The organism is Variovorax sp. MSC1_012 (assembly GCF_023667525.1).
Taxonomy (GTDB): Bacteria; Pseudomonadota; Gammaproteobacteria; order Burkholderiales; family Burkholderiaceae_C; genus Variovorax; species Variovorax beijingensis_B.
The window spans coordinates 2,342,108-2,365,495 of sequence record NZ_CM174443.1; the positions used below are offsets into that span (position 1 = coordinate 2,342,108).

General features: G+C 64.5%; 28 protein-coding genes. 15 read left to right on the plus strand and 13 right to left on the minus strand.

Going from position 1 to position 23,388, the window contains the following annotated elements; genetic code table 11:
- The first annotated feature begins 22 nt into the window (after window positions 1–22).
- The 7 genes from L1081_RS11055 to L1081_RS11085 all read left to right on the plus strand — a co-directional run bounded on the left by L1081_RS11055 (window position 23) and on the right by L1081_RS11085 (window position 5,254).
- Window positions 23–403: an Mth938-like domain-containing protein gene (locus L1081_RS11055; protein WP_012746966.1), complete on the plus strand. Its 381-nt coding sequence runs from the start codon at window positions 23–25 to the stop codon at window positions 401–403.
- A 133-nt stretch (window positions 404–536) separates the two neighbouring features.
- Window positions 537–1,013, plus strand: a complete 477-nt coding sequence (locus tag L1081_RS11060; RefSeq protein ID WP_007830801.1) for a peroxiredoxin — start codon at window positions 537–539, stop codon at window positions 1,011–1,013.
- A gap of 211 nt (window positions 1,014–1,224) precedes the next feature.
- On the plus strand, window positions 1,225–3,012 hold the full coding sequence (locus tag L1081_RS11065; protein ID WP_489416453.1) for a PhoH family protein: 1,788 nt from the start codon (window positions 1,225–1,227) through the stop codon (window positions 3,010–3,012).
- Window positions 3,013–3,164: 152 nt separating this feature from the next.
- Window positions 3,165–3,536, plus strand: coding sequence for a VOC family protein (locus L1081_RS11070; RefSeq protein WP_489416454.1), 372 nt, complete (start codon window positions 3,165–3,167; stop codon window positions 3,534–3,536).
- Between the two features lie 8 nt (window positions 3,537–3,544).
- Complete coding sequence (locus tag L1081_RS11075; protein WP_489416455.1) at window positions 3,545–3,994, plus strand: EVE domain-containing protein; 450 nt, start codon at window positions 3,545–3,547, stop codon at window positions 3,992–3,994.
- A 23-nt stretch (window positions 3,995–4,017) separates the two neighbouring features.
- Window positions 4,018–4,485 carry an effector binding domain-containing protein gene (locus L1081_RS11080; protein WP_489416456.1) on the plus strand — a complete coding sequence of 156 codons (468 nt, stop codon included), beginning with the start codon at window positions 4,018–4,020 and terminating at the stop codon, window positions 4,483–4,485.
- Window positions 4,486–4,540: 55 nt separating this feature from the next.
- Window positions 4,541–5,254 carry a WYL domain-containing protein gene (locus L1081_RS11085; protein ID WP_489416457.1) on the plus strand — a complete coding sequence of 238 codons (714 nt, stop codon included), beginning with the start codon at window positions 4,541–4,543 and terminating at the stop codon, window positions 5,252–5,254.
- 13 nt (window positions 5,255–5,267) lie between these two features.
- Here the strand turns inward: L1081_RS11085 and dnaB are convergent, their stop codons facing one another.
- From dnaB to ppsA, 7 genes are all read right to left on the minus strand, one after another.
- Window positions 5,268–6,677: a replicative DNA helicase gene (gene dnaB, locus L1081_RS11090; protein ID WP_018903000.1), complete on the minus strand. Its 1,410-nt coding sequence runs from the start codon at window positions 6,675–6,677 to the stop codon at window positions 5,268–5,270.
- A 170-nt stretch (window positions 6,678–6,847) separates the two neighbouring features.
- Window positions 6,848–7,300 (minus strand): 50S ribosomal protein L9, encoded by a 453-nt coding sequence (gene rplI / locus L1081_RS11095; RefSeq protein ID WP_007830783.1) that lies wholly within the window; start codon window positions 7,298–7,300, stop codon window positions 6,848–6,850.
- A 15-nt stretch (window positions 7,301–7,315) separates the two neighbouring features.
- Window positions 7,316–7,597: a 30S ribosomal protein S18 gene (gene rpsR, locus L1081_RS11100; RefSeq protein ID WP_007830781.1), complete on the minus strand. Its 282-nt coding sequence runs from the start codon at window positions 7,595–7,597 to the stop codon at window positions 7,316–7,318.
- A gap of 21 nt (window positions 7,598–7,618) precedes the next feature.
- Complete coding sequence (priB, locus tag L1081_RS11105; RefSeq protein WP_319441537.1) at window positions 7,619–7,936, minus strand: primosomal replication protein N; 318 nt, start codon at window positions 7,934–7,936, stop codon at window positions 7,619–7,621.
- A gap of 4 nt (window positions 7,937–7,940) precedes the next feature.
- Window positions 7,941–8,315 (minus strand): 30S ribosomal protein S6, encoded by a 375-nt coding sequence (gene rpsF, locus L1081_RS11110; RefSeq protein WP_012746958.1) that lies wholly within the window; start codon window positions 8,313–8,315, stop codon window positions 7,941–7,943.
- A gap of 114 nt (window positions 8,316–8,429) precedes the next feature.
- Entirely contained in the window at window positions 8,430–8,945 is a 516-nt protein-coding gene (locus L1081_RS11115) for a hypothetical protein (protein ID WP_489416458.1), read from the minus strand.
- A gap of 216 nt (window positions 8,946–9,161) precedes the next feature.
- Window positions 9,162–11,555, minus strand: coding sequence for a phosphoenolpyruvate synthase (gene ppsA, locus L1081_RS11120; protein WP_489416459.1), 2,394 nt, complete (start codon window positions 11,553–11,555; stop codon window positions 9,162–9,164).
- Between the two features lie 190 nt (window positions 11,556–11,745).
- Here ppsA and ppsR point away from each other — a divergent pair, with 190 nt between their 5' ends.
- Entirely contained in the window at window positions 11,746–12,567 is an 822-nt protein-coding gene (ppsR, locus tag L1081_RS11125; RefSeq protein ID WP_489416460.1) for a phosphoenolpyruvate synthetase regulatory kinase/phosphorylase PpsR, read from the plus strand.
- A gap of 34 nt (window positions 12,568–12,601) precedes the next feature.
- On the opposite strand, the gene ahpF is transcribed toward ppsR, so the two are convergent.
- Window positions 12,602–14,173, minus strand: a complete 1,572-nt coding sequence (gene ahpF, locus L1081_RS11130; protein WP_489416461.1) for an alkyl hydroperoxide reductase subunit F — start codon at window positions 14,171–14,173, stop codon at window positions 12,602–12,604.
- Window positions 14,174–14,264: 91 nt separating this feature from the next.
- The gene (gene ahpC, locus L1081_RS11135) at window positions 14,265–14,828 is read right to left on the minus strand and encodes an alkyl hydroperoxide reductase subunit C (RefSeq protein WP_007830764.1); all 564 of its coding nucleotides are present in this window, start codon (window positions 14,826–14,828) and stop codon (window positions 14,265–14,267) included.
- Window positions 14,829–15,087: 259 nt separating this feature from the next.
- On the opposite strand from ahpC, the gene bfr reads away from it, so the two are divergent.
- From bfr to hemP, 6 genes are all read left to right on the plus strand, one after another.
- A complete protein-coding gene (bfr, locus tag L1081_RS11140) occupies window positions 15,088–15,564 on the plus strand; it encodes a bacterioferritin (RefSeq protein ID WP_025569326.1) in 477 nt (158 codons plus the stop codon).
- A gap of 363 nt (window positions 15,565–15,927) precedes the next feature.
- Window positions 15,928–16,200 (plus strand): (2Fe-2S)-binding protein, encoded by a 273-nt coding sequence (locus L1081_RS11145; RefSeq protein WP_018903007.1) that lies wholly within the window; start codon window positions 15,928–15,930, stop codon window positions 16,198–16,200.
- Window positions 16,201–16,308: 108 nt separating this feature from the next.
- Window positions 16,309–17,007 (plus strand): TonB family protein, encoded by a 699-nt coding sequence (locus L1081_RS11150; protein WP_489416766.1) that lies wholly within the window; start codon window positions 16,309–16,311, stop codon window positions 17,005–17,007.
- Window positions 17,008–17,029: 22 nt separating this feature from the next.
- On the plus strand, window positions 17,030–17,746 hold the full coding sequence (locus L1081_RS11155; protein WP_489416462.1) for a MotA/TolQ/ExbB proton channel family protein: 717 nt from the start codon (window positions 17,030–17,032) through the stop codon (window positions 17,744–17,746).
- Window positions 17,747–17,751: 5 nt separating this feature from the next.
- Complete coding sequence (locus L1081_RS11160; RefSeq protein WP_319441533.1) at window positions 17,752–18,165, plus strand: ExbD/TolR family protein; 414 nt, start codon at window positions 17,752–17,754, stop codon at window positions 18,163–18,165.
- 95 nt (window positions 18,166–18,260) lie between these two features.
- The gene (gene hemP, locus L1081_RS11165; protein ID WP_018903010.1) at window positions 18,261–18,473 is read left to right on the plus strand and encodes a hemin uptake protein HemP; all 213 of its coding nucleotides are present in this window, start codon (window positions 18,261–18,263) and stop codon (window positions 18,471–18,473) included.
- Between the two features lie 175 nt (window positions 18,474–18,648).
- Here the strand turns inward: hemP and L1081_RS11170 are convergent, their stop codons facing one another.
- Window positions 18,649–19,056, minus strand: coding sequence for a GlcG/HbpS family heme-binding protein (locus tag L1081_RS11170; RefSeq protein WP_012746944.1), 408 nt, complete (start codon window positions 19,054–19,056; stop codon window positions 18,649–18,651).
- Between the two features lie 165 nt (window positions 19,057–19,221).
- Between L1081_RS11170 and L1081_RS11175 the strand changes: the two genes are divergently transcribed.
- Complete coding sequence (locus L1081_RS11175; RefSeq protein ID WP_319441532.1) at window positions 19,222–19,923, plus strand: Bax inhibitor-1/YccA family protein; 702 nt, start codon at window positions 19,222–19,224, stop codon at window positions 19,921–19,923.
- Between the two features lie 60 nt (window positions 19,924–19,983).
- Here L1081_RS11175 and rlmD read toward each other — a convergent pair whose 3' ends face one another.
- From rlmD to L1081_RS11190, 3 genes are read right to left on the minus strand one after another with little or no spacing between them, the layout of a single operon-like run.
- Window positions 19,984–21,432 carry a 23S rRNA (uracil(1939)-C(5))-methyltransferase RlmD gene (gene rlmD, locus L1081_RS11180; protein WP_489416463.1) on the minus strand — a complete coding sequence of 483 codons (1,449 nt, stop codon included), beginning with the start codon at window positions 21,430–21,432 and terminating at the stop codon, window positions 19,984–19,986.
- Between the two features lie 52 nt (window positions 21,433–21,484).
- Complete coding sequence (locus tag L1081_RS11185) at window positions 21,485–22,489, minus strand: sigma-70 family RNA polymerase sigma factor (protein WP_489416464.1); 1,005 nt, start codon at window positions 22,487–22,489, stop codon at window positions 21,485–21,487.
- A gap of 4 nt (window positions 22,490–22,493) precedes the next feature.
- Window positions 22,494–23,387, minus strand: coding sequence for a peptidoglycan DD-metalloendopeptidase family protein (locus L1081_RS11190; RefSeq protein ID WP_489416465.1), 894 nt, complete (start codon window positions 23,385–23,387; stop codon window positions 22,494–22,496).
- Window position 23,388 lies beyond the last annotated feature (1 nt).

Here is a 23,388-nt window from a genome sequence, read left to right on the forward strand (position 1 = left end):
GACCACAGTTCCCAGTGCCCCGATGAAGCTCCAGCCCGACAAATCCGACGCCCAGTCCCTTACCGCGCACGGCCCCGGGTGGGTCGCAATCAACAACGAAAAGGTCGAGGGCAGCGTGGTGGTGGGCTCCCGCGGCGAGCGCTTCGAATGGAACTGCTCCCGTTTCGACCAGCTCGGGCCCGAGCATTTCGCCCAGCTTGCGTCGCTGGGCGCGGAATTGGTCATTTTTGGAAGCGGATCACGCATCCGCTTTCCGCAGCCTGCCTGGCTCCAGCCCCTGATGGCCAGGCGCACCGGCGTGGAGACCATGGACACCCCGGCAGCCTGCCGCACCTACAACATCCTGGCCGGCGAAGGCCGCCACGTGATCGCCGCCCTCCTCGTGGAACCGCCCGAGCGGTGAGAGAAGGCTTTTCGGGGTAAAATACCGGGTTGCGAACAGGCCTGCTGCTCCAGTTAGCAACGACCAATCCTCCATTCGTCGAGTGTGCTGCAAAGCGCCCGATCAATGGAAACCAACGGAGAAAACAAGTTTCATGGCGATCGTTGTCAACAAACCCATTCCTGAATTCGACGCCAACGCCACGGGCGGACTGAAAGTCTCGAATACCTCTCACCTCGGCCACGTGCTGGTCATGTATTTTTACCCGAAAGATAACACTCCGGGTTGCACGACCGAAGCCATGCAGTTTCGCGACCGCTACAAGGACTTCGAAAAGGCCGGTGCCACGGTGTTCGGCGTGTCCCGCGACAACATGAAGTCGCACGACGAGTTCAAGGCCAAGCTCGAACTCCCGTTCGAACTCATCGCCGATACCGAAGAAAAGATGTGCCACATGTTCGGCGTGGTCAAGAACAAAATCATGTACGGCAAGAAGGTCAAGGGCATCGAGCGCAGCACCTTCCTGATCGGCGCGGACGGCATCCTCAAGGCCGAATGGCGCGGCCTCAAGGTCCCGGGCCACGTCGACGACGTCCTCAAGGCCGTCAAGGCCCTCAAGAAGGCCGCCTGAGCGTTACAAGAAGCGCCGTCTGTGCGCTTTTGCATCCGGCCGTGGGAAATGCCCAACGGACTGTGCAAAGAGCGCGAGACGGGTCACCGGCGGTGTGCATAATGGCCTCATGCCGTTGAGCTCCACGACCGCATCCCCCGAACAAAGCCGCCTTGGTCTACAGGCGGCTTTTTCGTTTTCTGGTTTCCACTTCCTGCGAGCGACCTGACACATGCCATTGCCTCCCGCCCCCACGAAACGCGCCGCATTGCTCTCGCCGGATGCGCACGATGCACCCGCCCGCTCCTCGCACAGGGGATCGCGCCGCTCGGGCGAATCGCGCACTGATTCGGCGTCGTCGAGCGGCTCCTCCCAGCCGCTGGAATTGTTCGACCGCGATGCCGCCGATGCGGTAGGCGGCGGCAGCGAGGCCGCGCCACCGATCCACGCGAAATCGAAACCCGCCCCTTCCCGCGGCCAGCGTCAGCAGCCCGCTGCACGCCGGGAGCCTGAGGCGCCGGCGCCCGCCGTCCATGCGCCGGCACCGCAGCAGCAGCAAGTTGCGGCGCCGCAGGCCCCGGCGCGGCCCAAGCGCAGCAAATCCAACGGGCCCGCCAAGCTGTTCGTGCTCGACACCAATGTGCTGCTGCACGACCCGATGTGCCTGTTCCGCTTCGAGGAGCACGACATCTTCCTGCCGATGATCGTGCTCGAGGAGCTGGACGGCCACAAGAAAGGCACCACGGAAGTCGCCCGCAACGGCCGCCAGACCAGCCGTACGCTCGATGCGCTGGCCGCTGCCCAGGACGCCGACATTGCCAAGGGCCTGAAGCTCGACACCACCGGCCATCGCGAGGCCGGCGGCAAGCTGTTCTTCCAGACCGCGCCGCTCGATTACTCGCTGCCGATCAGCCTGCCCCAGGGCAAGGCCGACAACCAGATCCTCGGCGTGGTCCAGGCATTGCGCGATCTTTACGCCAACGACCAGCCCGGCCGCCCGAAGCAGGAAGTCGTGCTGGTGTCGAAGGACATCAACATGCGCGTCAAGGCGCGCGCCTTGGGCCTGGCCGCCGACGACTACCAGAACGACAAGACGCTGGAAGACGGCGACCTGCTCTACGCGGGCTCGCTCGCGCTGCCGGCCGACTTCTGGACGCGCCAGAGCAAGACGGTCGAAAGCTGGCAAAGCGGCAGCAACACCTACTACCGGGTCAGCGGTCCGCTGGTGCCCAACCTGTACATCAATCAGTTCGTCTATTTCGAAGCCCCGGGCGAGCCGAGCATGTACGCGCGCGTCACCGAGATCCGCGACAAGACCGCGGTGTTCAAGACCCTCAAGGACTACAGCTCGGGCAAGAACGCGGTCTGGGGCGTGAACACGCGCAACCGCGAGCAGAACTTCGCGATGAACCTGCTCATGGACCCCGAAGTCGATTTCGTCACGCTCACGGGCACCGCCGGTACCGGCAAGACGCTGATGGCGCTCGCCTCGGGCCTCACGCAGGTGCTCGACGACCGGCGCTACACCGAGATCATCATGACCCGCGCCACGGTGAGCGTGGGCGAGGACATCGGCTTCCTGCCCGGCACCGAGGAAGAAAAGATGGGCCCCTGGATGGGCGCGCTCGACGACAACCTCGAGTTCCTTGCCAAGGGCGACGGCGGCGGCGCAGGCGAATGGGGCCGCGCAGCCACCAACGAGCTGATCCGAAGCCGCATCAAGGTCAAGAGCATGAACTTCATGCGCGGCCGCACCTTCCTGAACAAGTACGTGATCATCGACGAGGCGCAGAACCTGACGCCCAAGCAGATGAAGACGCTGATCACCCGGGCCGGTCCGGGCACCAAGATCATCTGCATGGGCAACCTTGCGCAGATCGATACGCCCTACCTGACGGAAGGCTCCTCGGGCCTCACCTTCGCGGTCGACAAGTTCAAGGGCTGGCCGCACGGCGGACACATCACGCTGGCGCGCGGCGAGCGCTCCCGGCTGGCTGACTTCGCGAGCGACGTGCTCTAAGAGCCGCCGGTCCACGGCCGTCCAAAGGCCCGCAATGCTCCCAGAGCATTGCGGGCCTTTTTTCGTCCGCGGTGACAGGCTCCTGACAACACGCTGTCAGGAGGCGGCCCGCACCATCAGGGCTCCTTCAACACAACGAAAGCGAGTCCTCCATGCAAAACGCCATCACGTGGTTCGAGATTCCCGTCACCGACATCGACCGCGCCCAGGCCTTCTACGAAGCCGTGCTCGGCCGCAAGCTGCGCCGCGAAGACTTCGGCGGCCAGACGCTGGCCATCTTCCCGTACGACAACCCCGCCACCGGGGGCGCCCTGCAGGCCGGCGCGAACGCCAGCGCACGCGCGGGCAGCGGCATCCGCATCTACCTCGACTGCATGCCGAGCATCGATGCTGCGCTGGCACGCATCGAAGCGGCAGGCGGCCACATCGTCGCGCCCAAGTCCGCGCTGCCGCCGGGCATGGGTTTCATCGCCCATCTGCGCGACACCGAAGGCAACGAAGTCGGCCTCCACGCGCTCGCCTGAATCGCACCATGGCACAGCGCAACTGGATCGCCGTCGCCAGCGCGGAACACGCCCGCCGCGGGCGCGACCACAAGCCGCTCGGCTTCATGCAGGTCGGCCACGGCAAGCTCGGTCCGCTCAAGCGGGTTGCGGCGGGCGACCGCGTCGCCTACTACGCACCGGCCATGGTCTTCGGCGGCACCGACAAGCTGCGCAGCTTCGTCTCTATCGGCATCGTGCAGCCGGGCGGGCCGTATGACGCGGACATGGGCAACGGCTTTGTTCCTTGCAGGCTCGACGTGGCCTACGCGGCCTCCCGCGAAGCGCCGATCGCGCCCTTGCTGGGGCAGTTGGCCTTCATCGAGAACCCCAAGCAGTGGGGCTACAAGTTCCGCTTCGGGCTGTTCGATGTCTCCGACGCCGACATGGTGCTGATCGCACAGGCCATGAAAGCCGACCTGAAGGCGCTCGCGCTTTGAGCGCCACAATCCTCACATCATCCATGCAGAAGACAACCCCGATGGAACCCATCCGCCGGCACCACGACGCCTTCCAGGTCGCGGGCCTCACGGTCCGCACCACCAACCGCGAAGAGAACGACCCCGCAAGCGCCCGTATCGGCGCGCTATGGAATCGCTTCTTCGGCGAAGAGACTTACCGGTCGACGCCCGGCCGCACCGGCGACGCCCGCATCTTCGGCGTCTACTCCAGCTATGAATCCGACGCGCATGGCGCCTTCGACGTGACCGTGGGCGTGGCCGTCGCGGATACAACGGGCAGCGTGGTCCTCGAGGCCGGCGACTACCTCGTCTTCACGGGCCAGGGCGAGATGCCGCAGATGGTGATCGCCGCCTGGCAACGCATCTGGCAGTATTTCGAAGCACACCCGGAAATCGCGCGCCGCTACCGCAGCGATTTCGAAGCCTACGAGGGGCCGGACAAGGTGGCGATCCACATCGGAGTTTCATGAGCACACGCCAGGGCCGGCCGAAGGCGCTCGCCGGGCCACCCCGGGAAGCACGCTGATGCGCCGCGCCGACCGCCTGTTTCAGCTCGTGCAGATCATCCGCGGGCGCCGGCTCACCACCGCGGCCTTCCTGGCGCAGCGCCTCGAGGTATCGGAGCGAACCGTCTACCGCGACGTGGCCGACCTGCAGCACCAGGGCGTGCCGATCGAGGGAGAGGCCGGCGTGGGCTACAGGCTGGGTGCGGGCTTCGAGCTGCCGCCGCTGATGTTCACGCAGGACGAGGCTTCGGCGCTCGTGGCCGCGGCCCGCCTGGCGCAGAGCTGGGTCGATCCGGCGCTCGCGCGCGACATCGAAACCGGGCTCGGCAAGATCCTCTCGGTGCTGCCGCCGGCGGCACGCGTCTCGGCCGAGGCACTGGCGCTCTACGCGCCTGCACTGGGCCTGGGCGACGCCCTGCGCGCGCGGCTGCAGATCCTGCGCGAAGCCGTGCAGGCGCGTCAGAAACTGCGCCTTCACTATCGCGACGTGTCGGGCGATGCCAGCGAACGCACCGTGCGTCCGCTCGGCTGCTTCTACTGGGGCAGGGTCTGGACGCTTTCGACCTGGTGCGAGCTACGCAACGACTTCCGTGGCTTTCGCATCGACCGCATGGACGCGGTCGACGTGCTGCCCGAACGCTTTCGCGACGAAGCAGGCAAAACGCTGGCCGACATGCTGCGCCAGGTGAAGGCGCGGGCGGCCGAAGCGAAGCTGCCGGAGCAGCGGAAATGAAGATGCGGCGGCGTCAGTAGTCGTCGCTGCTGCCGTAGCTGGCCAGGTTCTCGAACTTGGTGAGCGGCTTGAGGAAGGTCAGCTTGACGGTGCCCGTCGGCCCGTTGCGGTGCTTGCTGATGATCACCTCGGCCACGCCCGGCTCCTTGCTGTTCTTGTCGTAGTAGTCGTCGCGGTAGATGAACATGATGATGTCCGCGTCCTGCTCGATGGCGCCGGATTCGCGCAGGTCGCTCATCATGGGACGCTTGTCGGTGCGGCTTTCGACGCCGCGGCTCAACTGCGACAGCGCGATCACCGGGCACTTGAGCTCCTTGGCGAGCATCTTCAGGCCGCGCGAGATTTCGCCCACGGCCGTGGCGCGGTTCTCGTCGTTCATGCTGGTCGACACGCTCATGAGCTGGAGGTAGTCGACCACGATCAGGCCGAGGCGCCCGTACTGGCGCGCCAAGCGGCGCGCGTTGGCGCGCAGCTCGCTGGTGGTCAGGCCAGGGGTCTCGTCGATGTGCAGCGACACGTTGCGCAGCTTTTCGATCGCTTCCGTGAGACGCGGCCACTCTTCGTCGCTGAGCTTGCCGGTGCGCAGGTGTCCCTGGTCGATGCGCCCGATCGAGCCGACGATACGCACCGCCAGCTGCGACGCACCCATTTCCATCGAGAAGACCGCGACCGGCAGCCCTTCGTTGAGCGCCACGTGCTCGGCGATGTTGATGGCCAGCGAGGTCTTGCCCATCGAAGGACGCGCGGCCAGCACGATCATGTCGCCCGGCTGCAGGCCCGAGGTCATCTTGTCGAACTCGTAGAAGCCAGTGCGCACGCCGGTGATGTCGTTCGGGTTCTCCGCCATCTCGGTCACGCGATCGAGCAGTTCGACCACCAGGGCATCCATGCTCTGGAAGCCCTGCTTCATCCGCGTGCCTTCTTCGCCGATGTTGAAGATCTTCTGCTCGGCCTCGTCCAGGATCTTGTCGACCGATTTGCCCTGCGTGTTGAAGGCATTGGTCGCGATCTCGTCGCTCGCGGAGACGAGTTTTCGCAGGATCGAGCGTTCGCGCACGATCTCCGCGTAGCGGCGGATGTTGCTCGCGCTCGGCACATACTGCGCGAGCGAATTGAGGTAGACCAGGCCGCCGATTTCATCGGCCTTGCCCAGGCCCTGCAGCTGCTCGTAGACCGTGATGACGTCGGCCGGCTTGCTGGCGTTGATCAATCCGCCGATCGCGGCATAGATCAGCTTGTGTTCGTGGCGGTAGAAGTCGCCATCCACCAGCAGGTCGCCCATGCGGTCCCAGGCTCCATTGTCGAGCAGCAGGCCGCCGAGCACGCTCGACTCGGCCTCGATCGAATGAGGCGGAATGCGAAGCTGGGCAACTTGACGATCGGCCGACGGGTCATTGTCGGCATAGGAAAAAACGGCGGACATGGACTTCCCTTGCAACCCTGCATGCTAAGCCGCGCACGCGCTGGCGTGTGTGGACAAAGTTGTGAATAAACAGTGATCTTTCAGTGCATCGCGCTGGAAAACCGGTGCGCAGAAAGACAAAAGCCGCCCGGAGGCGGCTTTTGCGGCAGCGCACAAGGCGCTGTGGACGATCAGGCGGTTTCGCCGTAGACCGTGACGGTGATGTCGACCACCACGTCGGTGTGCAGCGCAACGCTCACGGTGCTGTCGCCAACGACCTTGATCGGGCCGTTGGGCAGGCGCACCTGCGACTTGGCAACCTTGTAGCCTTGCTTGCCCAGTTCTTCGGCGATGTCGCCGTTGGTGACCGAGCCGAACAGGCGGCCGTCGACGCCGGCCTTTTGGGTCAGCTTGACGGTCGTGCCGCCGAGCTTTTCGCCCTGGGCTTGCGACTCGGCCAGCTTGGCGGCCGCAGCCTTTTCGAGTTCGACGCGCTTGGCTTCGAATTCGGCCTTGTTGGCAGCGGTGGCGCGGCGGGCGCGGCCCGTCGGGATCAGAAAGTTGCGTGCGTAGCCGTCCTTGACCTTGACGATGTCGCCGAGGCCGCCGACGTTCAGAACCTTGTCCAGAAGAATGATTTGCATGGTGTGTGCTCCTTCTTAGACGCGGTGCTGGTCGCTGTACGGCACCATGGCCAGGAAGCGCGCGCGCTTGATGGCGGTGTTCAGCTGGCGCTGGTAGATCGCGCGCGTGCCGGTCAGGCGGGCGGGAATGATCTTGCCGTTTTCGCTGATGAAGTCACGCAGCGTGTCGATGTCCTTGTAGTCGATTTCCTCGACGCCAGCGACGGTGAAGCGGCAGAAGCGCTTGCGCTTGAACAGCAGCGACTGGGTGTTGCGCTTCGGGCGCTTGTCTTTGTTGAATTTCTTGAACGTGGCCATTTGGGGACCTCTTGTCGAAAATTAATCTTGCTGAAAATCCTGGATGTGCAGGACCGGATGCTTGCCATTGCCCGGTGTCGCGAGAAAGCCCTGAAAACGCCAGAGGCTTCCCATCGATTGCTTTGCGAGCCGTTCGGCGATGGCGCCGAAGGCAACGGCCCTGAGGGCCGCTTTCACCTGCCTGGCTTTTCCTGCCTCCTGGAGCGTCGACTCGTGTTCGAGCTTCAGATCGATGGCGGGAAGGCCGGCGGGCGTGTATCGCAAGGCTCCGAGTTCAGCAACCGAGGCGGTCAGCACAAGCTGATTGACTCCGGTTGCCGCAGCAGCGGCAGCGGTCACGCCATCAGCTGTTGTTGGCGGCGTATTCGGCCTGCTGAGCCTTGCGGGCTTCTTCGCGCTCGACCGTCTTCATCATCGACGAAGGACCGGTTTCGGCCTTCTTCTTCTGAACGGTGAGGTGGCGCAGCACGGCGTCATTGAACTTGAACGCGTGTTCCAGTTCGCCCATCACGGTTTGCTCGGCTTCGATGTTGACGCACAGGTAGTGCGCCTTGCTGAGCTTGTTGATCTGGTAGGCCAGCTGGCGGCGGCCCCAGTCTTCAACGCGGTGGACCTTGCCGCCGCCGGCCGTGATGAGGCCCTTGTAGCGCTCCAGCATGGCCGGAACTTGTTCGCTCTGATCCGGGTGGATCAGCAAAATGATTTCGTAGTGACGCATGGCACTCCTTGTGGATTCTTCCGTGGAAGAGGAAAAGCCACCTGCAGCGTCGGGCGCAGTGTGGCAAGGCAAAGCCGGCTATTGTAGCACTGCTTACGCCACGCGTGTCCAGCCTCAGTCGTTCAGGGCCCGGTCCAGCGCTGCGGCCTTCTCCGCGCCCACCGCGGCGCGTATCTTGGGCGCCAGGGCGACCAGGTCTTCGTAGCTGGTGGTGCCTTCGACCTGCAGGTTGAGCCTGAAGCCCATCAGGCCGAGCGCACCTGTCAATTGGGTGGCGATGGGATAGGCATCCTTGTAGCGCTGCTGTCTGCTGCGCCCGGTGGACGGCGCGGGTTCGGCCGGCTTTGGCACCGCGGGCGCCTTGCTTGCAGCAGCCGGCGCAGGCGCCTCGGGCACGGGCGGCCTGGCTGGCGCCGGCGCAGCCGGCTTGCTCCCCGCCGCGGGCCCGAGCAGCCCGAGATCGACCATCTGGTCGATTTCTTCTCGCCCGATGCCCGTTCCGGAGGCAAGCACCTCGTCGACCGAGCGCTTGCCGTCGAACAGGATGAAGGCGGTGCGCTGGCGCGGCGAAAGCGGCACCGAGCGATCCTTGAGAACCTGCTGTCCGGCTTCTGTCTTGACAAGAATCATGATGGTTTCTTCCGCGAAAAACCGGCGGGTGCGGCGACGAGCGGCTTCGCCATGCAATCCGCAAGCAACCCGCCAGCTTGCGAATGTCGCAAGTCTGACACAAGTAACACATTCTGATTCAATTAAGCGACGTGCCAAAGCGGGAATTCCCCGGTGAGGGACTTCCCGCAAGGGCTACTCGCGCGGCGGGCGCGCGCCCCCGCCGCTCTTCAGTTGTCAGCGCTTGGCGAGCTGCTGCCAGGTGTCGATGACGCTGTCAGGGTTGAGCGAAATCGACTCGATCCCCTGCTCTGCCAGCCAGAGCGCAAAGTCCGGGTGGTCGCTGGGACCCTGGCCGCAGATGCCGACGTACTTGCCCTCGGCCTTGCAGGCCTTGATGACACGGCTCAGCAGTGCCTTGATGGCCGGATCGCGCTCGTCGAAATCGGCGGCGAGCAGCTCGAGCCCCGAATCGCGGTCCAGGCCGAGCGTGAGCTGGGTCAGGTCGTTCGAGCCGATCGAGAAGCCGTCGAAGTACTTCAGGAACTCTTCCGGCAGGATGGCATTGCTCGGCACCTCGCACATCATGATCAGCTTGAGCTCGTTCTCGCCGCGCTTCAGGCCATGTTCGCCGAGCAGCGTGGTCACGCGTTCGGCCTGGCCCAGCGTGCGCACGAAGGGCACCATGATCTGCACATTGGTCAGGCCCATGTCGTTGCGCACGCGCTTGAGCGCCTCGCATTCCATGGCAAAGGCCTCGCCGAAATCCTTGCTCAGGTAGCGCGCCGCACCGCGGAAGCCGAGCATCGGGTTTTCTTCTTCCGGCTCGTAGCGGCTGCCGCCGATCAGCTTGCGGTATTCATTCGACTTGAAGTCCGACAGGCGAACGATCACCTTCTTGGGCCAGAAGGCCGCAGCGATGGTCGCGATGCCTTCGGCGACCTTGTCGACATAGAAAGCGCGCGGCGAGGCATGGCCGCGGGCCACCGACTCCACGGCCTTCTTCAGGTCGTTGTCGACGTTCGGATAATCGAGGATCGCCTTCGGATGCACGCCGATGTTGTTGTTGATGATGAACTCGAGGCGAGCCAGGCCCACGCCGTGGTTCGGCAGTTGCGCGAAATCGAAGGCCAGCTGCGGGTTGCCGACGTTCATCATCAACTGGATGTCGATCTCGGGCATCACGCCGCGCTGCACTTCGGTCACTTCGGTTTCGAGCAGGCCGTCGTAGATGAAGCCGGTGTCGCCCTCGGCGCAGCTCACGGTCACCAGCGTGCCGTCCTTCAGCAGGTCGGTCGCATCGCCGCAGCCGACCACGGCCGGAATGCCGAGCTCGCGCGCAATGATGGCGGCGTGGCAAGTGCGCCCGCCGCGGTTGGTGACGATGGCGGCGGCGCGTTTCATCACCGGTTCCCAGTTGGGGTCGGTCATGTCGGTGACGAGCACGTCGCCGGCCTGGACCTTGTCCATTTCGCTGATGTTGTGCACGAGCCGCACGGGGCCGGTGCCGATCTTCTGGCCGATGGCACGGCCTTCGGCGAGCACCGCCCCCTTGCCCAGCAGCTTGTAGCGCTGCTCGGCCTTGCCCTGCTGCTGGCTCTTCACGGTTTCAGGGCGCGCCTGCAGGATGTAGAGCTGGCCGTCGGTGCCGTCCTTGCCCCACTCGATGTCCATCGGGCGGCCATAGTGTTCTTCGATGACGAGTGCGTACCTGGCGAGCTGCTCGACGTCGGCGTCGCTCAGCGAATAGCGGTTGCGCTGCTCGGCCTTCACGTCGGTGGTCTTCACCAGCTTGCCGGTGGCCTTTTTCTCCTCGGGCGACGCGAACTCCATCTGGATCAGCTTGGAGCCCAGGTTGCGGCGGATCACGGCCTTCTTGCCGGCGCGCAGCGTGGGCTTGTGAACATAGAACTCGTCGGGGTTCACGGCGCCCTGCACCACCGTTTCACCGAGGCCATAGCTGGAGGTGATGAACACCACGTCCTCGAAGCCCGATTCGGTGTCGATGGTGAACATCACGCCGGCCGCGCCGAGGTCCGAGCGGACCATGCGCTGCACGCCCGCCGAGAGCGCCACCACGTCGTGCGCGAAGCCTTTGTGCACGCGGTAGCTGATGGCGCGGTCGTTGTAGAGGGAAGCAAAGACTTCCTTCATCTTGTGCAGCACGTCGTCGATGCCGACCACGTTGAGGAAGGTTTCCTGCTGGCCCGCGAACGAGGCGTCGGGCAGGTCTTCGGCGGTGGCCGAGGAGCGCACGGCGAACGAGGCCGCGGGGTTGCCGGCGCTCAGTTCCGCAAACGCATCGGCAATGGCCTTCTGCAGATCGGCCGGAAAGGGCTGGGCCTCGACCATCGCACGGATCTCGGCGCCGGCCACGGCCAGCGCCCGCACGTCTTCGGTGTCCAGTGCGGCGAGCCGCTTGCTGATCTTGTCGGCCAGGCCGTCGTGGGCCAGGAACTGGCGGAACGCATGCGCCGTGGTCGCAAAGCCCGTGGGCACCCGCACGCCCTGCGGCAGCTGCGAGATCATTTCGCCGAGGCTGGCGTTCTTGCCGCCGACCGACTCGACGTCGGTCATCCTCAGGTTTTCAAACGGTACGACCAGGGCGGTCGCGTCGAAAAGTGCAGACATGGGAAAGCTCCAGAAGTTGAAACCGGTGCTGCATGCAGACGGCGCGACACGATCGTTCTCGTTGCTCTGGGTGCGGGCGCGGTGTGCATGGAAAGAATTGGGGGTGGGAAAGCGGATTCCCGATAATGGCCCGGATTGTAGGCGTGGCGAGATTGCACGCGCCGCAGGACAAGGCCGCAAGAGCAACACCATGCATACACGCACCGTTTTCTTCATTTCCGATGGCACCGGCATTACCGCCGAAACATTCGGTAACGCCGTGCTGGCCCAGTTCGAGATGAAGCCGCGCCACGTGCGGCTGCCGTTCACCGACACGGTCGACAAGGCGCACCAGGCGGTGCGGCAGATCAACCACACGGCCGAACTGGAAGGCGTGCGCCCCATCGTTTTCACGACGCTGGCGAACATGGAGGTGCTGGAGGTGATCGAAACCGGCTGCAAGGGCATGCTGCTCGACATGTTCGGCACCTTCGTGCGGCCGTTGGAGATCGAGCTGGCGGTGAAGTCGAACCACCGCATCGGCCGCTTCAGCGACGTCAGCAAGAGCAAGGAATACGACGCCCGCATTGCGGCCATCGACTTCAGCCTGGCCCATGACGACGGCCAGAGCAACCGGGACCTCGAAGGTGCCGACGTGATCCTGGTGGGCGTGAGCCGCAGCGGCAAGACGCCGACTTCGCTCTACCTGGCAATGCAGCACGGCCTGAAGGCGGCCAACTACCCGCTGATTCCGGAGGACTTCGAGCGCCGCCAGCTGCCGCCGGCGCTGATGCCCCACCGCAAGAAGATTTTCGGGCTCACGATCCAGCCCGAGCGCCTGAGCCAGATCCGCAACGAGCGCCGGCCCGATTCGCGCTACGCCAGCCTCGAGAACTGCCGCCACGAAGTCAGCGAGGCCGAGGCCATGATGCGCCGGGCCGGCATCCGGTGGCTTTCGACGACGACCAAGTCGATCGAGGAAATTGCCACCACCATCCTGCAGGAACTGAAGCCGGAGCGGCTGGTTTACTGAGGCAGCCGCTCTGCCAGGCTGCCGCAGGCGCCGTTCAGGCAGCCGCCTGCTCGGCCGGGGCCGAGGTCCGGATCAGGTGATCGAAAGCGCCGAGCGCCGCCTTCGCGCCATCGCCGGCCGCAATGATGATCTGCTTGAACGGCACGGTCGTCACGTCGCCCGCGGCAAACACGCCTGGCACGGAAGTCTGCCCCCTGGCGTCGACCACGATCTCGCCGTGCTTGGTCAGTTCGACCACGCCCTTGAGCCAGTCGGTATTGGGCACCAGGCCGATCTGGATGAACACGCCTTCGAGTTCGACCTTCTTCAGCTCGCCCGTCGCGCGGTCCTTGTAGACCAGGCCGTTGACCTTCTGGTCGCCGGTGATCTCGGTGGTCTGCGCGTTGGTGAACACGTCCACGTTCTTCAGGCTCTTGAGCTTGCGCTGCAGCACGGCGTCGGCGCGCAGCTGCGTGTCGAACTCGATCAGCGTGACGTGGCCCACGATGCCGGCCAGGTCGATAGCCGCCTCGACGCCCGAATTGCCGCCGCCGATCACGGCCACGCGCTTGCCCTTGAACAGCGGGCCGTCGCAATGCGGGCAGTAGGCCACGCCCTTGTTCTTGAACTCGTGCTCGCCGGGCACGTTGATGTTGCGCCAGCGCGCACCGGTCGAGATGATGATCGATTTGCTCTTGAGCGAAGCGCCGCTCTCGAGTTGCACTTCAATCAGGTCCTTGCCCGGAACCAGCGCCTTGGCGCGCTGCAGGTTCATGATGTCGACGTCGTAGTCGCGCACATGCTCTTCGAGCGCGTGGGCGAACTTCGGTCCTTCGGTTTCCTTGATCGAGATGAAATTCTCGATGCCGAGCGTGTCGAGCACCTGGCCGCCGAAGCGCTCCGAGGCCACGCCCGTGCGGATGCCCTTGCGCGCCGCATACACGGCAGCCGCGGCACCGGCGGGGCCACCGCCGACGATCAGCACGTCGAACGGGTCCTTGGCGGCGATCTTCTTCGCCTCGCGCTCGACGCCGCTGGTGTCGATCTTCGCGAGGATCTCTTCCAGGCTCATGCGGCCCTGGCCGAATTCGGTGCCGTTCAGGAACACGGTCGGCACGGCCATCACCTGGCGCTCCTTGACCTCGTCCTGGAAGGTGCCTCCCTCGATCATCGTGGTGCGGATACGCGGGTTCTGGATGGCCATCAGGTTCAGGGCCTGGACCACGTCGGGGCAGTTGTGGCAGGTGAGCGAAACATAGATCTCGAACTCGAAGTCGCCGTCGAGTGCGCGGATCTGGTCGAGCACCGCCTGCTCGACCTTCGGGGGATAGCCGCCGATCTGCAGCAGTGCAAGGATCAGCGAGGTGAATTCGTGGCCCATCGGCAGGCCGGCGAAACGCGGGCCGTGGTTCTCGCTCGGGCGGTTGACCGAGAAAGAGGGCTTGCGATGGTTGTCGTCGCGGCTTTCGGTCAGCTTGACCAGCGGCGACGCTTCGGCGACGTCCTTCAGCAGCGACAGCATTTCGCCCGAGGCCTTGCTGTCGTCGAGCGAGGCGACGATCTCGATCGGCTGCGTGGCGCGTTCGAGGTAACTCTTCAATTGGGCTTTGGTGCTGGCGTCGAGCATGACGGACTCTCTTTCGATAACTGAAAACTATCAACTGGGGACAAAAAAGCCCGGGGGCCTTGTGAGCGCCCGGGCTTTCGCGCGGGGACGCTTAGATCTTGCCGACGAGGTCGAACGACGGAGCGATGGTCTTGTCGCCCTCGTTCCACTTGGCCGGGCAGACTTCGTTCGGGTGGGCGGCGGTGTAGACCGCTGCCTTCAGCTTGCGCAGGGTTTCCTTGACGTCGCGGGCGATTTCGTTGGAGTGCACTTCGGCGGTCTTGATGATGCCTTCAGGGTTGATCACGAAGGTGCCGCGCAGCGCCAGGCCTTCTTCGGGGATGTGCACGCCGAAAGCGTTGGTCAGCGTGTGGGTCGGGTCGCCCACCAGGGGGAACTTGGCCTTGCCGACGGCAGGCGACGTGTCGTGCCAGACCTTGTGCGAGAAGTGCGTGTCGGTGGTCACGATGTAGACCTCGGCACCCAGCTTCTGGAACTCGGGGTAGTTGTCGGCCGCGTCTTCGACTTCGGTCGGACAGTTGAAGGTGAAGGCCGCCGGCATGAAGATCAGCACGGACCATTTGCCCTTGAGCGTCTCGTCGGACACATCGATGAACTTGCCGTTGAGGTAGGCCTGGGTCTTGAAGGGTTGGACTTGGGTGTTGATCAGGGACATGGTGATTCCTTGGATGCTGCGGGTGGAAAAATAAGTGCGAGCCATGAGTATAACTACCAATCTTATATTTTCAATAGCCATGGGCTATTAAAGCTATTGGAGCTTGCTATGTTTGCGATGGGCTCCGCGCCATGTTCGGCAGGCCGCAATACGAACGTGTATCACCATCACACGCATGCAGACCGGCGCAGCATGGGATTGCTTGCAAGGGCGCGTCCGCCCCTCTGACAATCGGTGCTTTCAGAACAAGGAAAACATCATGAAGGGCGACCCCAAGGTCATCGAACATCTGCAGGCGCAGCTCAAGAACGAGCTCACCGCCATCAACCAGTACTTCCTCCACTACCGCATGCTCAAGCACTGGGGCCTGGACAAGCTGGCCAAGAAGGAATACGAGGAATCGATCGGCGAAATGAAGCACGCCGACAAGCTGATGGACCGCATCTTCATGCTCGACGGCCTGCCGAACCTGCAGGACCTGGGCAAGCTGAACATCGGCGAAGACGTGCCCGAACTGCTGAGCTGCGACCTGGGCGCGGAAACCGGCGCGCAAGCCACCATCAAGGATGGCATCGCCTACTGCGAAACGGTGCGCGATTACGTTTCGCGCGACCTGCTGCAGGAAATCCTGGACGACACGGAAGAGCACATCGACTTCCTCGAAACCCAGATCGACCTGATCGACAAGGTCGGCGTGCAGAACTATCTGCAGTCGCAGATGGGCGAAGTCAGCTGATTTCGACCAGGCCGGGGCGACGTCTCGGTCGACGTCACCCGGCTCCCGCGGGCGCTTGCGCCCGCCGAGCATGGCGGCAACCAGGTTTTTCCGGTGCCACCAGCTCGTGAAAGCAAACACCGGCCAGATGCAGGGCGACCATCGCCACCAGTGTCGAGGGCCCGGCCGAACGCACCCAGGTTTGCACCCGCGAACGCCCCGAAGCCGCACGCCCGGTTTCTCGGAATGGCTGCTTCACCCGCCCGATTTCCCGAAAAATCAGTACGGAAGACCTCCTGCGGGGATAGTTATTGAAAATGCGAGAGATTCGTATTTATAATCGGCTCGTACCCAACCAGCCAGCCAACTGCCGCTTTCACCGCCATGATCGTTTGCGTCTGCCGCCGAGTCTCCGACCGTGAAATCGCACGTCACGTGCGGGCCGGCATGACTTTCGACGAAGTCCAGTTCGAGCTTGGCGTGGCCACCCAGTGTGGCCAGTGTGAAGGTTGTGCGCGCGATATCGTCGCGCAGTGCAGCGCCTCTCACCCGGTTGCCGCGTTGAACCGCGAATCGGGAACGAGTGCGATCCAGCTTGCCACCTCCATCTCGGAAAGCAAGGCATGGAACTCTTCGCGGCACTCGGCGGCAGCCTGATACTCGTTGCAGGCTCGGTCTGGTGGATCTTTCGTAAGTAAACAGTAGTCGTAGCGGTTTTGCTGCAATCGAGGCACGCTCCGTGGGTGCCCGCATTCGAATTGGTTGATCGTGTCTGACCGCTTTGCCCCCCCTCCCTCCGTTCTGGGCCTCTCGCGCAATGCACTCATTGCCGGAGGCGTGATCCTGTTTCATGCAGCCGCGCTGTGGGCGCTGCAAAGCGGCCTGCTGCGCCGCGCTGCCGAAGTGGTGATCCCCGTCGAAATCCTGAGCCAGTTCGTCGAGCCGCCCAAGCCGGCCGAGCCGCCTCCTCCCCCGCCGCCGCCTCCGCAGCGCAAGCCCGAGGCCGTCAAGCCTCCGCCTCGCCCGGTGGCCGTCCGCGAGCCGAAGCCGACACCCGCGCCCCGTGCGCCGGTCGGCGTGCCCGAGCCTCCGCCTCCTGCCCCCGTTGCGGAAGCTCCCGCGCCCACGCCGCCCGCTCCTCTGCCCCCGCCGCCGGCGCCGCCTGCACCACGGACGATCGAAATCTCGGAAGGCCAGACGCGCTACGTCAGGGAGCCCAGGCTCGTGTATCCCAGCATGAGCAGGCGCCTGGGCGAGTCGGGCACCACCGTCGTCTCGATCTATTTCGACAGCGAGGGCTTCGCCAAGCGCGTCGAACTCTTCAAGTCCAGCGGATTCGAACGGCTCGACGAAGCGGCGCTCAGCGCCGCCCGCACCGCCCAGGTCACGCCCTTCAGGCAAACGGGAGGCAACGCACAGACGACCTACCTGCTGCGGGCCCCCTTCTCATTCAAACTGAACTAATTTTTCTCTGGAGCAACTTCGTATGGATTCCCAATTCGGCTTGATGAACGTCTGGAACCAGGGCGATTTCGTCACCAAGGCCGTCGCGCTGCTGTTGATCGGCATGTCGCTTGCGTCGTGGATCGTGATCATCGTCAAGGCACTCGACGTCATCAAGTACAAGCGCCTTGCCAAGCATTCGCAGGACTTCTGGCACAGCGAAGACTTCGCAACCGCACTCAACAAGCTCGGCAAGGACGACAGCAACCCGTTCCGCGCCCTGGCACTGGAAGGCCGTGAAGCGGCTGCGCACCATCGCAACACGAAAGCCCATCTGCACGATGCATTGGACGTGAGCGACTGGATCACGCGTTCGCTGCGCAACGGCATCGATGCGTTCACCGCGCGCCTTCAGACCGGCCTCGCCATCCTGGCATCGGTCGGCTCGACGGCGCCGTTCATCGGCCTGTTCGGCACGGTCTGGGGCATCTACCACGCGCTCATGAGCATCGGCTCGGCCGGCCAGGCCACCATCGACAAGGTGGCAGGCCCGATCGGCGAAGCACTGATCATGACAGCGCTGGGCCTCGCGGTGGCCATTCCGGCGGTGCTGGGCTACAACGCATTGGTGCGTGGCAACAAGTTTGTTCTCACCAAGCTCAACAGCTTTGCCCATGACCTGCACGCCTACTTCGTGACGGGCGCGCGCGTGCAAAGCGGCGGTGGCGACGCCATCGTGGTTCCGCTCAAGAAGGGCTGAGCATCATGGCTTTCGGAACCCAGGACGAACCCGATGAGGTGATGAACGAGATCAACATGACGCCGCTGGTCGACGTCATGCTGGTGCTCCTGATCATCTTCATCATCACCGTGCCGGTGATGAAGCACGCAGTCAACATCGATCTGCCCCGCGCCACCAGCGAACCCGAGCAGGCCAAGCCGGAGAACATCCTGTTCAGCATTGCTGCCCAGGGCGACTACTACTGGAACGAACAGAAGATCGAAGACGCCGATCTGCCCGCCCGCCTTGCCGCCGAAGCCGCCAAGAACCCGCAGCCCGAACTGCACATCCGCGGCGACAAGGAAGTCCGCTACGAGCGCGTGGCCAAGGCGATGTCGGCAGCCCGCGAGGCCGGCGTGCGCAAGATCGGCTTCATTACCGAGCCCGACGCGAAGTAAGTCACTGAATGGCCCTAAAAAAAGTTGATCGTGGCGATTGACTTTTTATTGCGAATCATTATCATTCACTCATCGCTTCGATAAGGGGAATTTAGATGCAAGCCAAGCCGAACGCCTTTTCTGTTCTGAGCCATCCTTCGCTCGACCAATCGGGTGGCGGACATGCGTCCATCCAGGCACCGCGCCCGGCGCCGATGGTCGAAAGCACGGAGCTTCTCAAGGGAAGCAAGACCGTGGGCATCATGCACAACGGCTCCCTCTATCGGCTCCAAGCCACCAAACTCGGCAAGCTGATTCTTACCAAGTAAGCAGTCAGCCCGCCCTTCGCGCAAGTTTCATCGTGGGGCGACTTGAGGAGATTCATCTCCGAGGGTCGTTTTTTGCTAGCCAACGGTTCGCCGACTAGCCAAGCTTTTTTTCACGCTGGATATCCAAAAAAACGCCGACTCGAAAGTCGGCGTTTTGCTTTGGCGCGTCGAATGCTCAAAGACCGAGGGCTGCAATGCCCGCCTTGGCAATCTGGGCGTCCTCGTTCGACTTCACGCCGCTCACGCCGACGGCGCCGATCACCTGGCCGTCCTTCACGATGGGCACGCCGCCCTCCAGCAGGCCCTGCACGGCGGGCGCCGTGAGAAACGCACTGCGGCCGCCGTTGATGATGTCCTCGTAGACCTTGCTCTCGCGGCGTCCCATGGCTGCGGTGTGCGCCTTGGCAGGCGCGATGTGGGACGACAGTGCCGCGGCGCCATCGAGGCGCTGGAGCCACAGCAGGTTGCCGGCATCGTCGGAGATGGCAATGGTCACGGCCCAGTTGTTCTTGAGGGCTTCAGCCTCGGCAGCTGCGGCAATGGCCTTGACATCGGCGAGTTCGAGGAAGGACTTGGTCTTCATGTTGAGAATCAGGTTGCGTAAAACCCCACAGCATAACGGCCAACCGGCCCGGGACCGCCGCAGCGCTTAGGACCATCGTCCATACGGTCTTTGTGCCGCCCCCCTCTTGCAGACCCCTAGAATGCGCCCAACTGCGTCATTGCAGCAACCAAAGGAGCTACGGCCATGAACGACCGCGTTACCACCCTCGACACTTCCGCCGGCTACGGCCAGGCGCTGCCGCAGGCTGAGCGCCAACGCGTCCTGCGCAACACCTACTGGCTGCTCGCGCTGAGCCTGCTGCCTACCGTGCTGGGCGCCTGGCTCGGCGTCGCCACCGGCATTACCAGTTCGCTCACGGGCGGGCTGGGCCTCATCGTCTTTCTCGGCGGCGCCTTCGGCTTCATGTTCGCCATCGAGAAAACCAAGAACTCGGCAGCCGGCGTGCCGGTGCTGCTGGCCTTCACCTTCTTCATGGGCCTTATGCTGTCGCGGCTGATCGCGATGGTGCTGGGCTTCAAGAACGGTTCCGAGCTCATCATGACCGCGTTCGGCGGCACCGCCGGCGTTTTCTTCGTGATGGCTTCACTGGCCACGGTGATCAAGCGCGACCTGTCCGGCATGGGCAAGTGGCTCTTCGTCGGCGCCTTGGTGCTGATGGTGGGAGCCATCATCAACGTCTTCGTCGGTTCGAGCGCCGGCATGATGGCCATCTCGGTGGCGGCCATCGGCATCTTCTCGGCCTTCATGCTGTATGACCTGAAGCAGATCATGGATGGCGGCGAAACCAACTACATCAGCGCCACGCTTGCGCTCTACCTGGACCTGTTCAACGTGTTCCAGAGCCTGCTGGCCCTGCTCGGCCTCGCTGGCGGCGAACGCGACTGAGCGAACAACGAACGAGGCGCCGCATGCGCCAGTGAAAAAAGGGCCCGTCGGGCCCTTTTTTCATGCCAGATCGAACACCGCGATCGACTCGACGTGCGCCGTGTGCGGGAACATGTTGATCACCCCCGCGAACGTGCAGCGGTAGCCGGCCTGGTGCACCAGCAGGCCGGCGTCCCGCGCCAGGGTGGACGGATTGCAGCTCACGTAGACGATGCGCCTGGGCGGTGCCCAGCCATCGGTTCGCAGCTCGGGCTGCAGGTGCAGGTCGGCCATGGCCTTGGCCAGCGCGAAGGCGCCCTCGCGCGGCGGGTCGACCAGCCACTTGTCGGCGCTGCCGTCGGCCACCAGCATGGCGGGGGTCATTTCGAAGAGGTTGCGGGCCACGAACCGGGTCGCCGACAGCGCCCGCCTGGCGGAGGTGGCGGGCTGGTTCTTGCTGAAGTTGTCGCTCGCGCGCGCGACCAGGGTGTCGCTGCCCTCGATGCCCAGGACCTCGCGCGCACGGCTGGCCAGCGGCAGGGTGAAGTTACCGAGGCCGCAGAACCAGTCGATCACGCGCTCGTGCGCCTGCACGTCGAGCAGGCGCAGCGCCTTCCCCACCAGGGCGCGGTTGATGTGCGGGTTGACCTGCGTGAAATCGGTGGGCTTGAACGGCATCGTCACACCGAACTGGGGCAGCTCGTAGGACAGCGGCATGCCGCCCTCCTCCAGCAGCTTCACCGTGTCCGGCCCCTTGGCCTGCAGCCACCACTGGACGCCGGCGTTCTGCGCCGCGAAGGCCTTCAGGCGGCCGATGTCCGCATTGGAGAGCGGCTCCAGATGCCTCAGCACCAAAGCGATCGTGCCGAGCGAGGTCGTGCCGGGCGCATCGCCGCAGGCGAGTTCGATCTGCGGGCAGGTCTCGCGGGCGTCCAGCGAGCCGATCAATGCGCGCAGCGGCATCAGCATCTCGCTGACCTGCTTCGGCAGCACCGGGCAGACCTGCATGTCGGCGAGATACCGGCTCTTGCGCTCGTGAAAGCCGATCAGCACGGTGCCCTTCTTGACCACATGGCGCACCGAGAGCCGGGCGCGGTAGCGGTAGTGCCAGGCCGGCCCTTCCAGGGGCCGCAGCACGTTCTCGGGCCGCACCTTGCCAAGATGCCAAAGGTTGTCCTCGAGGGCGCGCTGCTTCACTGCAACCTGCGCCGCCTCGTCCAGGTGCTGCATCTTGCAGCCGCCGCACGCACCGGTGTGCAAACCGAAATGCGGGCAGCCGGGCCGCACCCGCTGCGACGATTCGCGCCGGATGGCCGTGACCGTGCCCTGCTCCCAGTTGTTCTTGCGGCGATGAACGTTGAATTGCACTTCCTCGAAAGGCAAGGCGCCCTCGATGAACACGACCATGCCTTCGGCGTTGTGCGCCACGCCCTGTGCGTCGAGGTCGAGCGACTCGACCTTGAGCCATTCGCCCGCCGCGGTGGCCGGCGTTTTCGCGGGGACTTTCTTTTCTTCAATGGATTCCGTCATCCCCCGATTGTCTCAGCGCCGGCCCGGCCCTCGGCGGCCACGGCAAGCCCTGCTAGAACAAGGCGTCGCGCCCCACGCCGGAACGGATCAGCTGGCGCCGCATCTTGGCCAGCGCCTCGTTCTGGATCTGCCTCACACGCTCGCGCGTCAGCCCGAGGCGCACGCTCAGCACCTCGAGCGTCTCGGGCTCGCGGTCGTGCAGGCCATAGCGGCCCTCCAGCACCTCGCGCTCGCGGGCATCGAGGGCGTGGACCCATTGATCGAGCAAGCGCGCGACCTCGTGGGTGTGTGTGACGTCGGTCGGATCGCCTTGGCCATCCTCGGACGCCACGGTGTCGGCCAGGGTGAAGCCTTCATCTCCGTGCGCATCGCCGGCATCGAGCGATCGCGGCGCCTCGGCCAACGCCAGCAGTTCCGCGACCGCCTGCACCTCCAGCCCCAGAAATGAGGCGACATCCTCCACGCGCACACCGTCGGGCCGATGCGCCAGGAACTCGGCATCGCCTTCGAGCGTGCGGCGGGCCCGCAGCACCTGCTGCAGTTCACGCACCACATGCACCGGCAGACGGATCGCGCGCGCCTGGGTCATCACTGCGCGCTCGACCGACTGGCGAATCCACCAGGTCGCATAGGTGGAAAAGCGAAAGCCCCGTTCGGGTTCGAACTTGGTGATGGCGTGCATCAGGCCGAGATTGCCTTCCTCGATGAGATCGGAAAGCGGCACGCCCCGGCCCAGATAGGCCTTGGCGATGTTCACAACCAGCCTCAGGTTGTGCTCGATCATCGATTGCCGCGCTGCAAAGTCGCCGGCGCGCGCGGCGCATGCGGCCTGGTATTCCTCTTCGGGCGTGAAGAGTTCGGTACGCCGCACCTGGCGCAGGTAGATCGTCAGGGCATCGGCGCCCTCGCCGCCGGGCGAATCGGTTGCGGCAATCAGGTCTGCAGCAAGTGCAGCAGGCTTCGCAGGCGAGGCCTGCCGGCCGTTCTCTACTGCCGCCCGGCCCCGGCCCACCGGCCGACGCACGGGCAGTGCGCGACGGGGGCTGGAAGCGGCCATGGCATCACCGGCTCGGCAAGTAGCGCGCTGGGTCGACGGGCTTGCCCTGGCGGCGGATCTCGAAATGCAGCTTGACGCGGTCGGCGTCGCTGTTGCCCATCTCGGCGATCTTCTGGCCCTTTTGCACCGACTGGTCTTCCTTCACGAGCAGCGTCTGGTTGTGCGCATAGGCCGTGAGGTAGGTGTTGTTGTGCTTCAGGATGATCAGGTTGCCATAGCCGCGCAAACCTGCGCCGGCATAGACCACGCGGCCATCGGCAGCCGCGAGGACGGCATCGCCCGCCTTGCCGCCGATGTCGAAGCCCTTGTTCTTGGCGTCGTCGAACCCCGCAAGCAGCGTGCCGTGCGCAGGCCAGATCCAGCCGAGGTCCTCGTCGCCCGAGCTTGCTGCCGGCGCCGACGGCGACGCCGTGACCGGCGGCTTGCCGACCGCGGCACTGGCGGGCGCCGCAGGCACCACCGACGACGGCGGCGTGACAGGCTTGGTCACCACGCCCTCGGAAGAAGGAGCAGGCGCGGTTGCGACAGAGGTGGCCGGTCCCACCGGCGGCACCACGCGCAGCACCTGTCCGACTTCGATCAGGTCGGGATTTTCAAGATTGTTCCAGCGAGCGATGTTCTGCCAGCTCTGGCCGGTTTCGTTGCCGATGCGGCGAATCGTGTCGCCGGGGCGCACTGCGTAATAGCCAGGCTTGCCATAGTTCTCGATGCCTGGAAGCGGCTTGCCCGAAGCGTCGGTGGTGATGAGCGGGCCACCGGGTGCCGCATTGGGCGCGCGCGTCATCGTGCCCCGGTCTTCGACCGGTGCCGGCCCTCGCGGTGCGGCGCAGCCCGCGATCACGAGCACAACTGCCAACGTGATACCAGCGCACCAACTCCGATTGCCAAAACCCTGCATT

Coding starts and splice junctions, on each gene's coding strand:
- L1081_RS11055 (WP_012746966.1), top strand. CDS start 23: ATGAAGCTCCAGCCCGACAAATCCGACGCCCAGTCCCTTACCGCGCAC.
- L1081_RS11060 (WP_007830801.1), top strand. CDS start 537: ATGGCGATCGTTGTCAACAAACCCATTCCTGAATTCGACGCCAACGCC.
- L1081_RS11065 (WP_489416453.1), top strand. CDS start 1,225: ATGCCATTGCCTCCCGCCCCCACGAAACGCGCCGCATTGCTCTCGCCG.
- L1081_RS11070 (WP_489416454.1), top strand. CDS start 3,165: ATGCAAAACGCCATCACGTGGTTCGAGATTCCCGTCACCGACATCGAC.
- L1081_RS11075 (WP_489416455.1), top strand. CDS start 3,545: ATGGCACAGCGCAACTGGATCGCCGTCGCCAGCGCGGAACACGCCCGC.
- L1081_RS11080 (WP_489416456.1), top strand. CDS start 4,018: ATGCAGAAGACAACCCCGATGGAACCCATCCGCCGGCACCACGACGCC.
- L1081_RS11085 (WP_489416457.1), top strand. CDS start 4,541: ATGCGCCGCGCCGACCGCCTGTTTCAGCTCGTGCAGATCATCCGCGGG.
- dnaB (WP_018903000.1), bottom strand. CDS start 6,677: ATGTCCGCCGTTTTTTCCTATGCCGACAATGACCCGTCGGCCGATCGT.
- rplI (WP_007830783.1), bottom strand. CDS start 7,300: ATGCAAATCATTCTTCTGGACAAGGTTCTGAACGTCGGCGGCCTCGGC.
- rpsR (WP_007830781.1), bottom strand. CDS start 7,597: ATGGCCACGTTCAAGAAATTCAACAAAGACAAGCGCCCGAAGCGCAAC.
- rpsF (WP_012746958.1), bottom strand. CDS start 8,315: ATGCGTCACTACGAAATCATTTTGCTGATCCACCCGGATCAGAGCGAA.
- L1081_RS11115 (WP_489416458.1), bottom strand. CDS start 8,945: ATGATTCTTGTCAAGACAGAAGCCGGACAGCAGGTTCTCAAGGATCGC.
- ppsA (WP_489416459.1), bottom strand. CDS start 11,555: ATGTCTGCACTTTTCGACGCGACCGCCCTGGTCGTACCGTTTGAAAAC.
- ppsR (WP_489416460.1), top strand. CDS start 11,746: ATGCATACACGCACCGTTTTCTTCATTTCCGATGGCACCGGCATTACC.
- ahpF (WP_489416461.1), bottom strand. CDS start 14,173: ATGCTCGACGCCAGCACCAAAGCCCAATTGAAGAGTTACCTCGAACGC.
- ahpC (WP_007830764.1), bottom strand. CDS start 14,828: ATGTCCCTGATCAACACCCAAGTCCAACCCTTCAAGACCCAGGCCTAC.
- bfr (WP_025569326.1), top strand. CDS start 15,088: ATGAAGGGCGACCCCAAGGTCATCGAACATCTGCAGGCGCAGCTCAAG.
- L1081_RS11145 (WP_018903007.1), top strand. CDS start 15,928: ATGATCGTTTGCGTCTGCCGCCGAGTCTCCGACCGTGAAATCGCACGT.
- L1081_RS11155 (WP_489416462.1), top strand. CDS start 17,030: ATGGATTCCCAATTCGGCTTGATGAACGTCTGGAACCAGGGCGATTTC.
- L1081_RS11160 (WP_319441533.1), top strand. CDS start 17,752: ATGGCTTTCGGAACCCAGGACGAACCCGATGAGGTGATGAACGAGATC.
- hemP (WP_018903010.1), top strand. CDS start 18,261: ATGCAAGCCAAGCCGAACGCCTTTTCTGTTCTGAGCCATCCTTCGCTC.
- L1081_RS11170 (WP_012746944.1), bottom strand. CDS start 19,056: ATGAAGACCAAGTCCTTCCTCGAACTCGCCGATGTCAAGGCCATTGCC.
- L1081_RS11175 (WP_319441532.1), top strand. CDS start 19,222: ATGAACGACCGCGTTACCACCCTCGACACTTCCGCCGGCTACGGCCAG.
- rlmD (WP_489416463.1), bottom strand. CDS start 21,432: ATGACGGAATCCATTGAAGAAAAGAAAGTCCCCGCGAAAACGCCGGCC.
- L1081_RS11185 (WP_489416464.1), bottom strand. CDS start 22,489: ATGGCCGCTTCCAGCCCCCGTCGCGCACTGCCCGTGCGTCGGCCGGTG.
- L1081_RS11190 (WP_489416465.1), bottom strand. CDS start 23,387: ATGCAGGGTTTTGGCAATCGGAGTTGGTGCGCTGGTATCACGTTGGCA.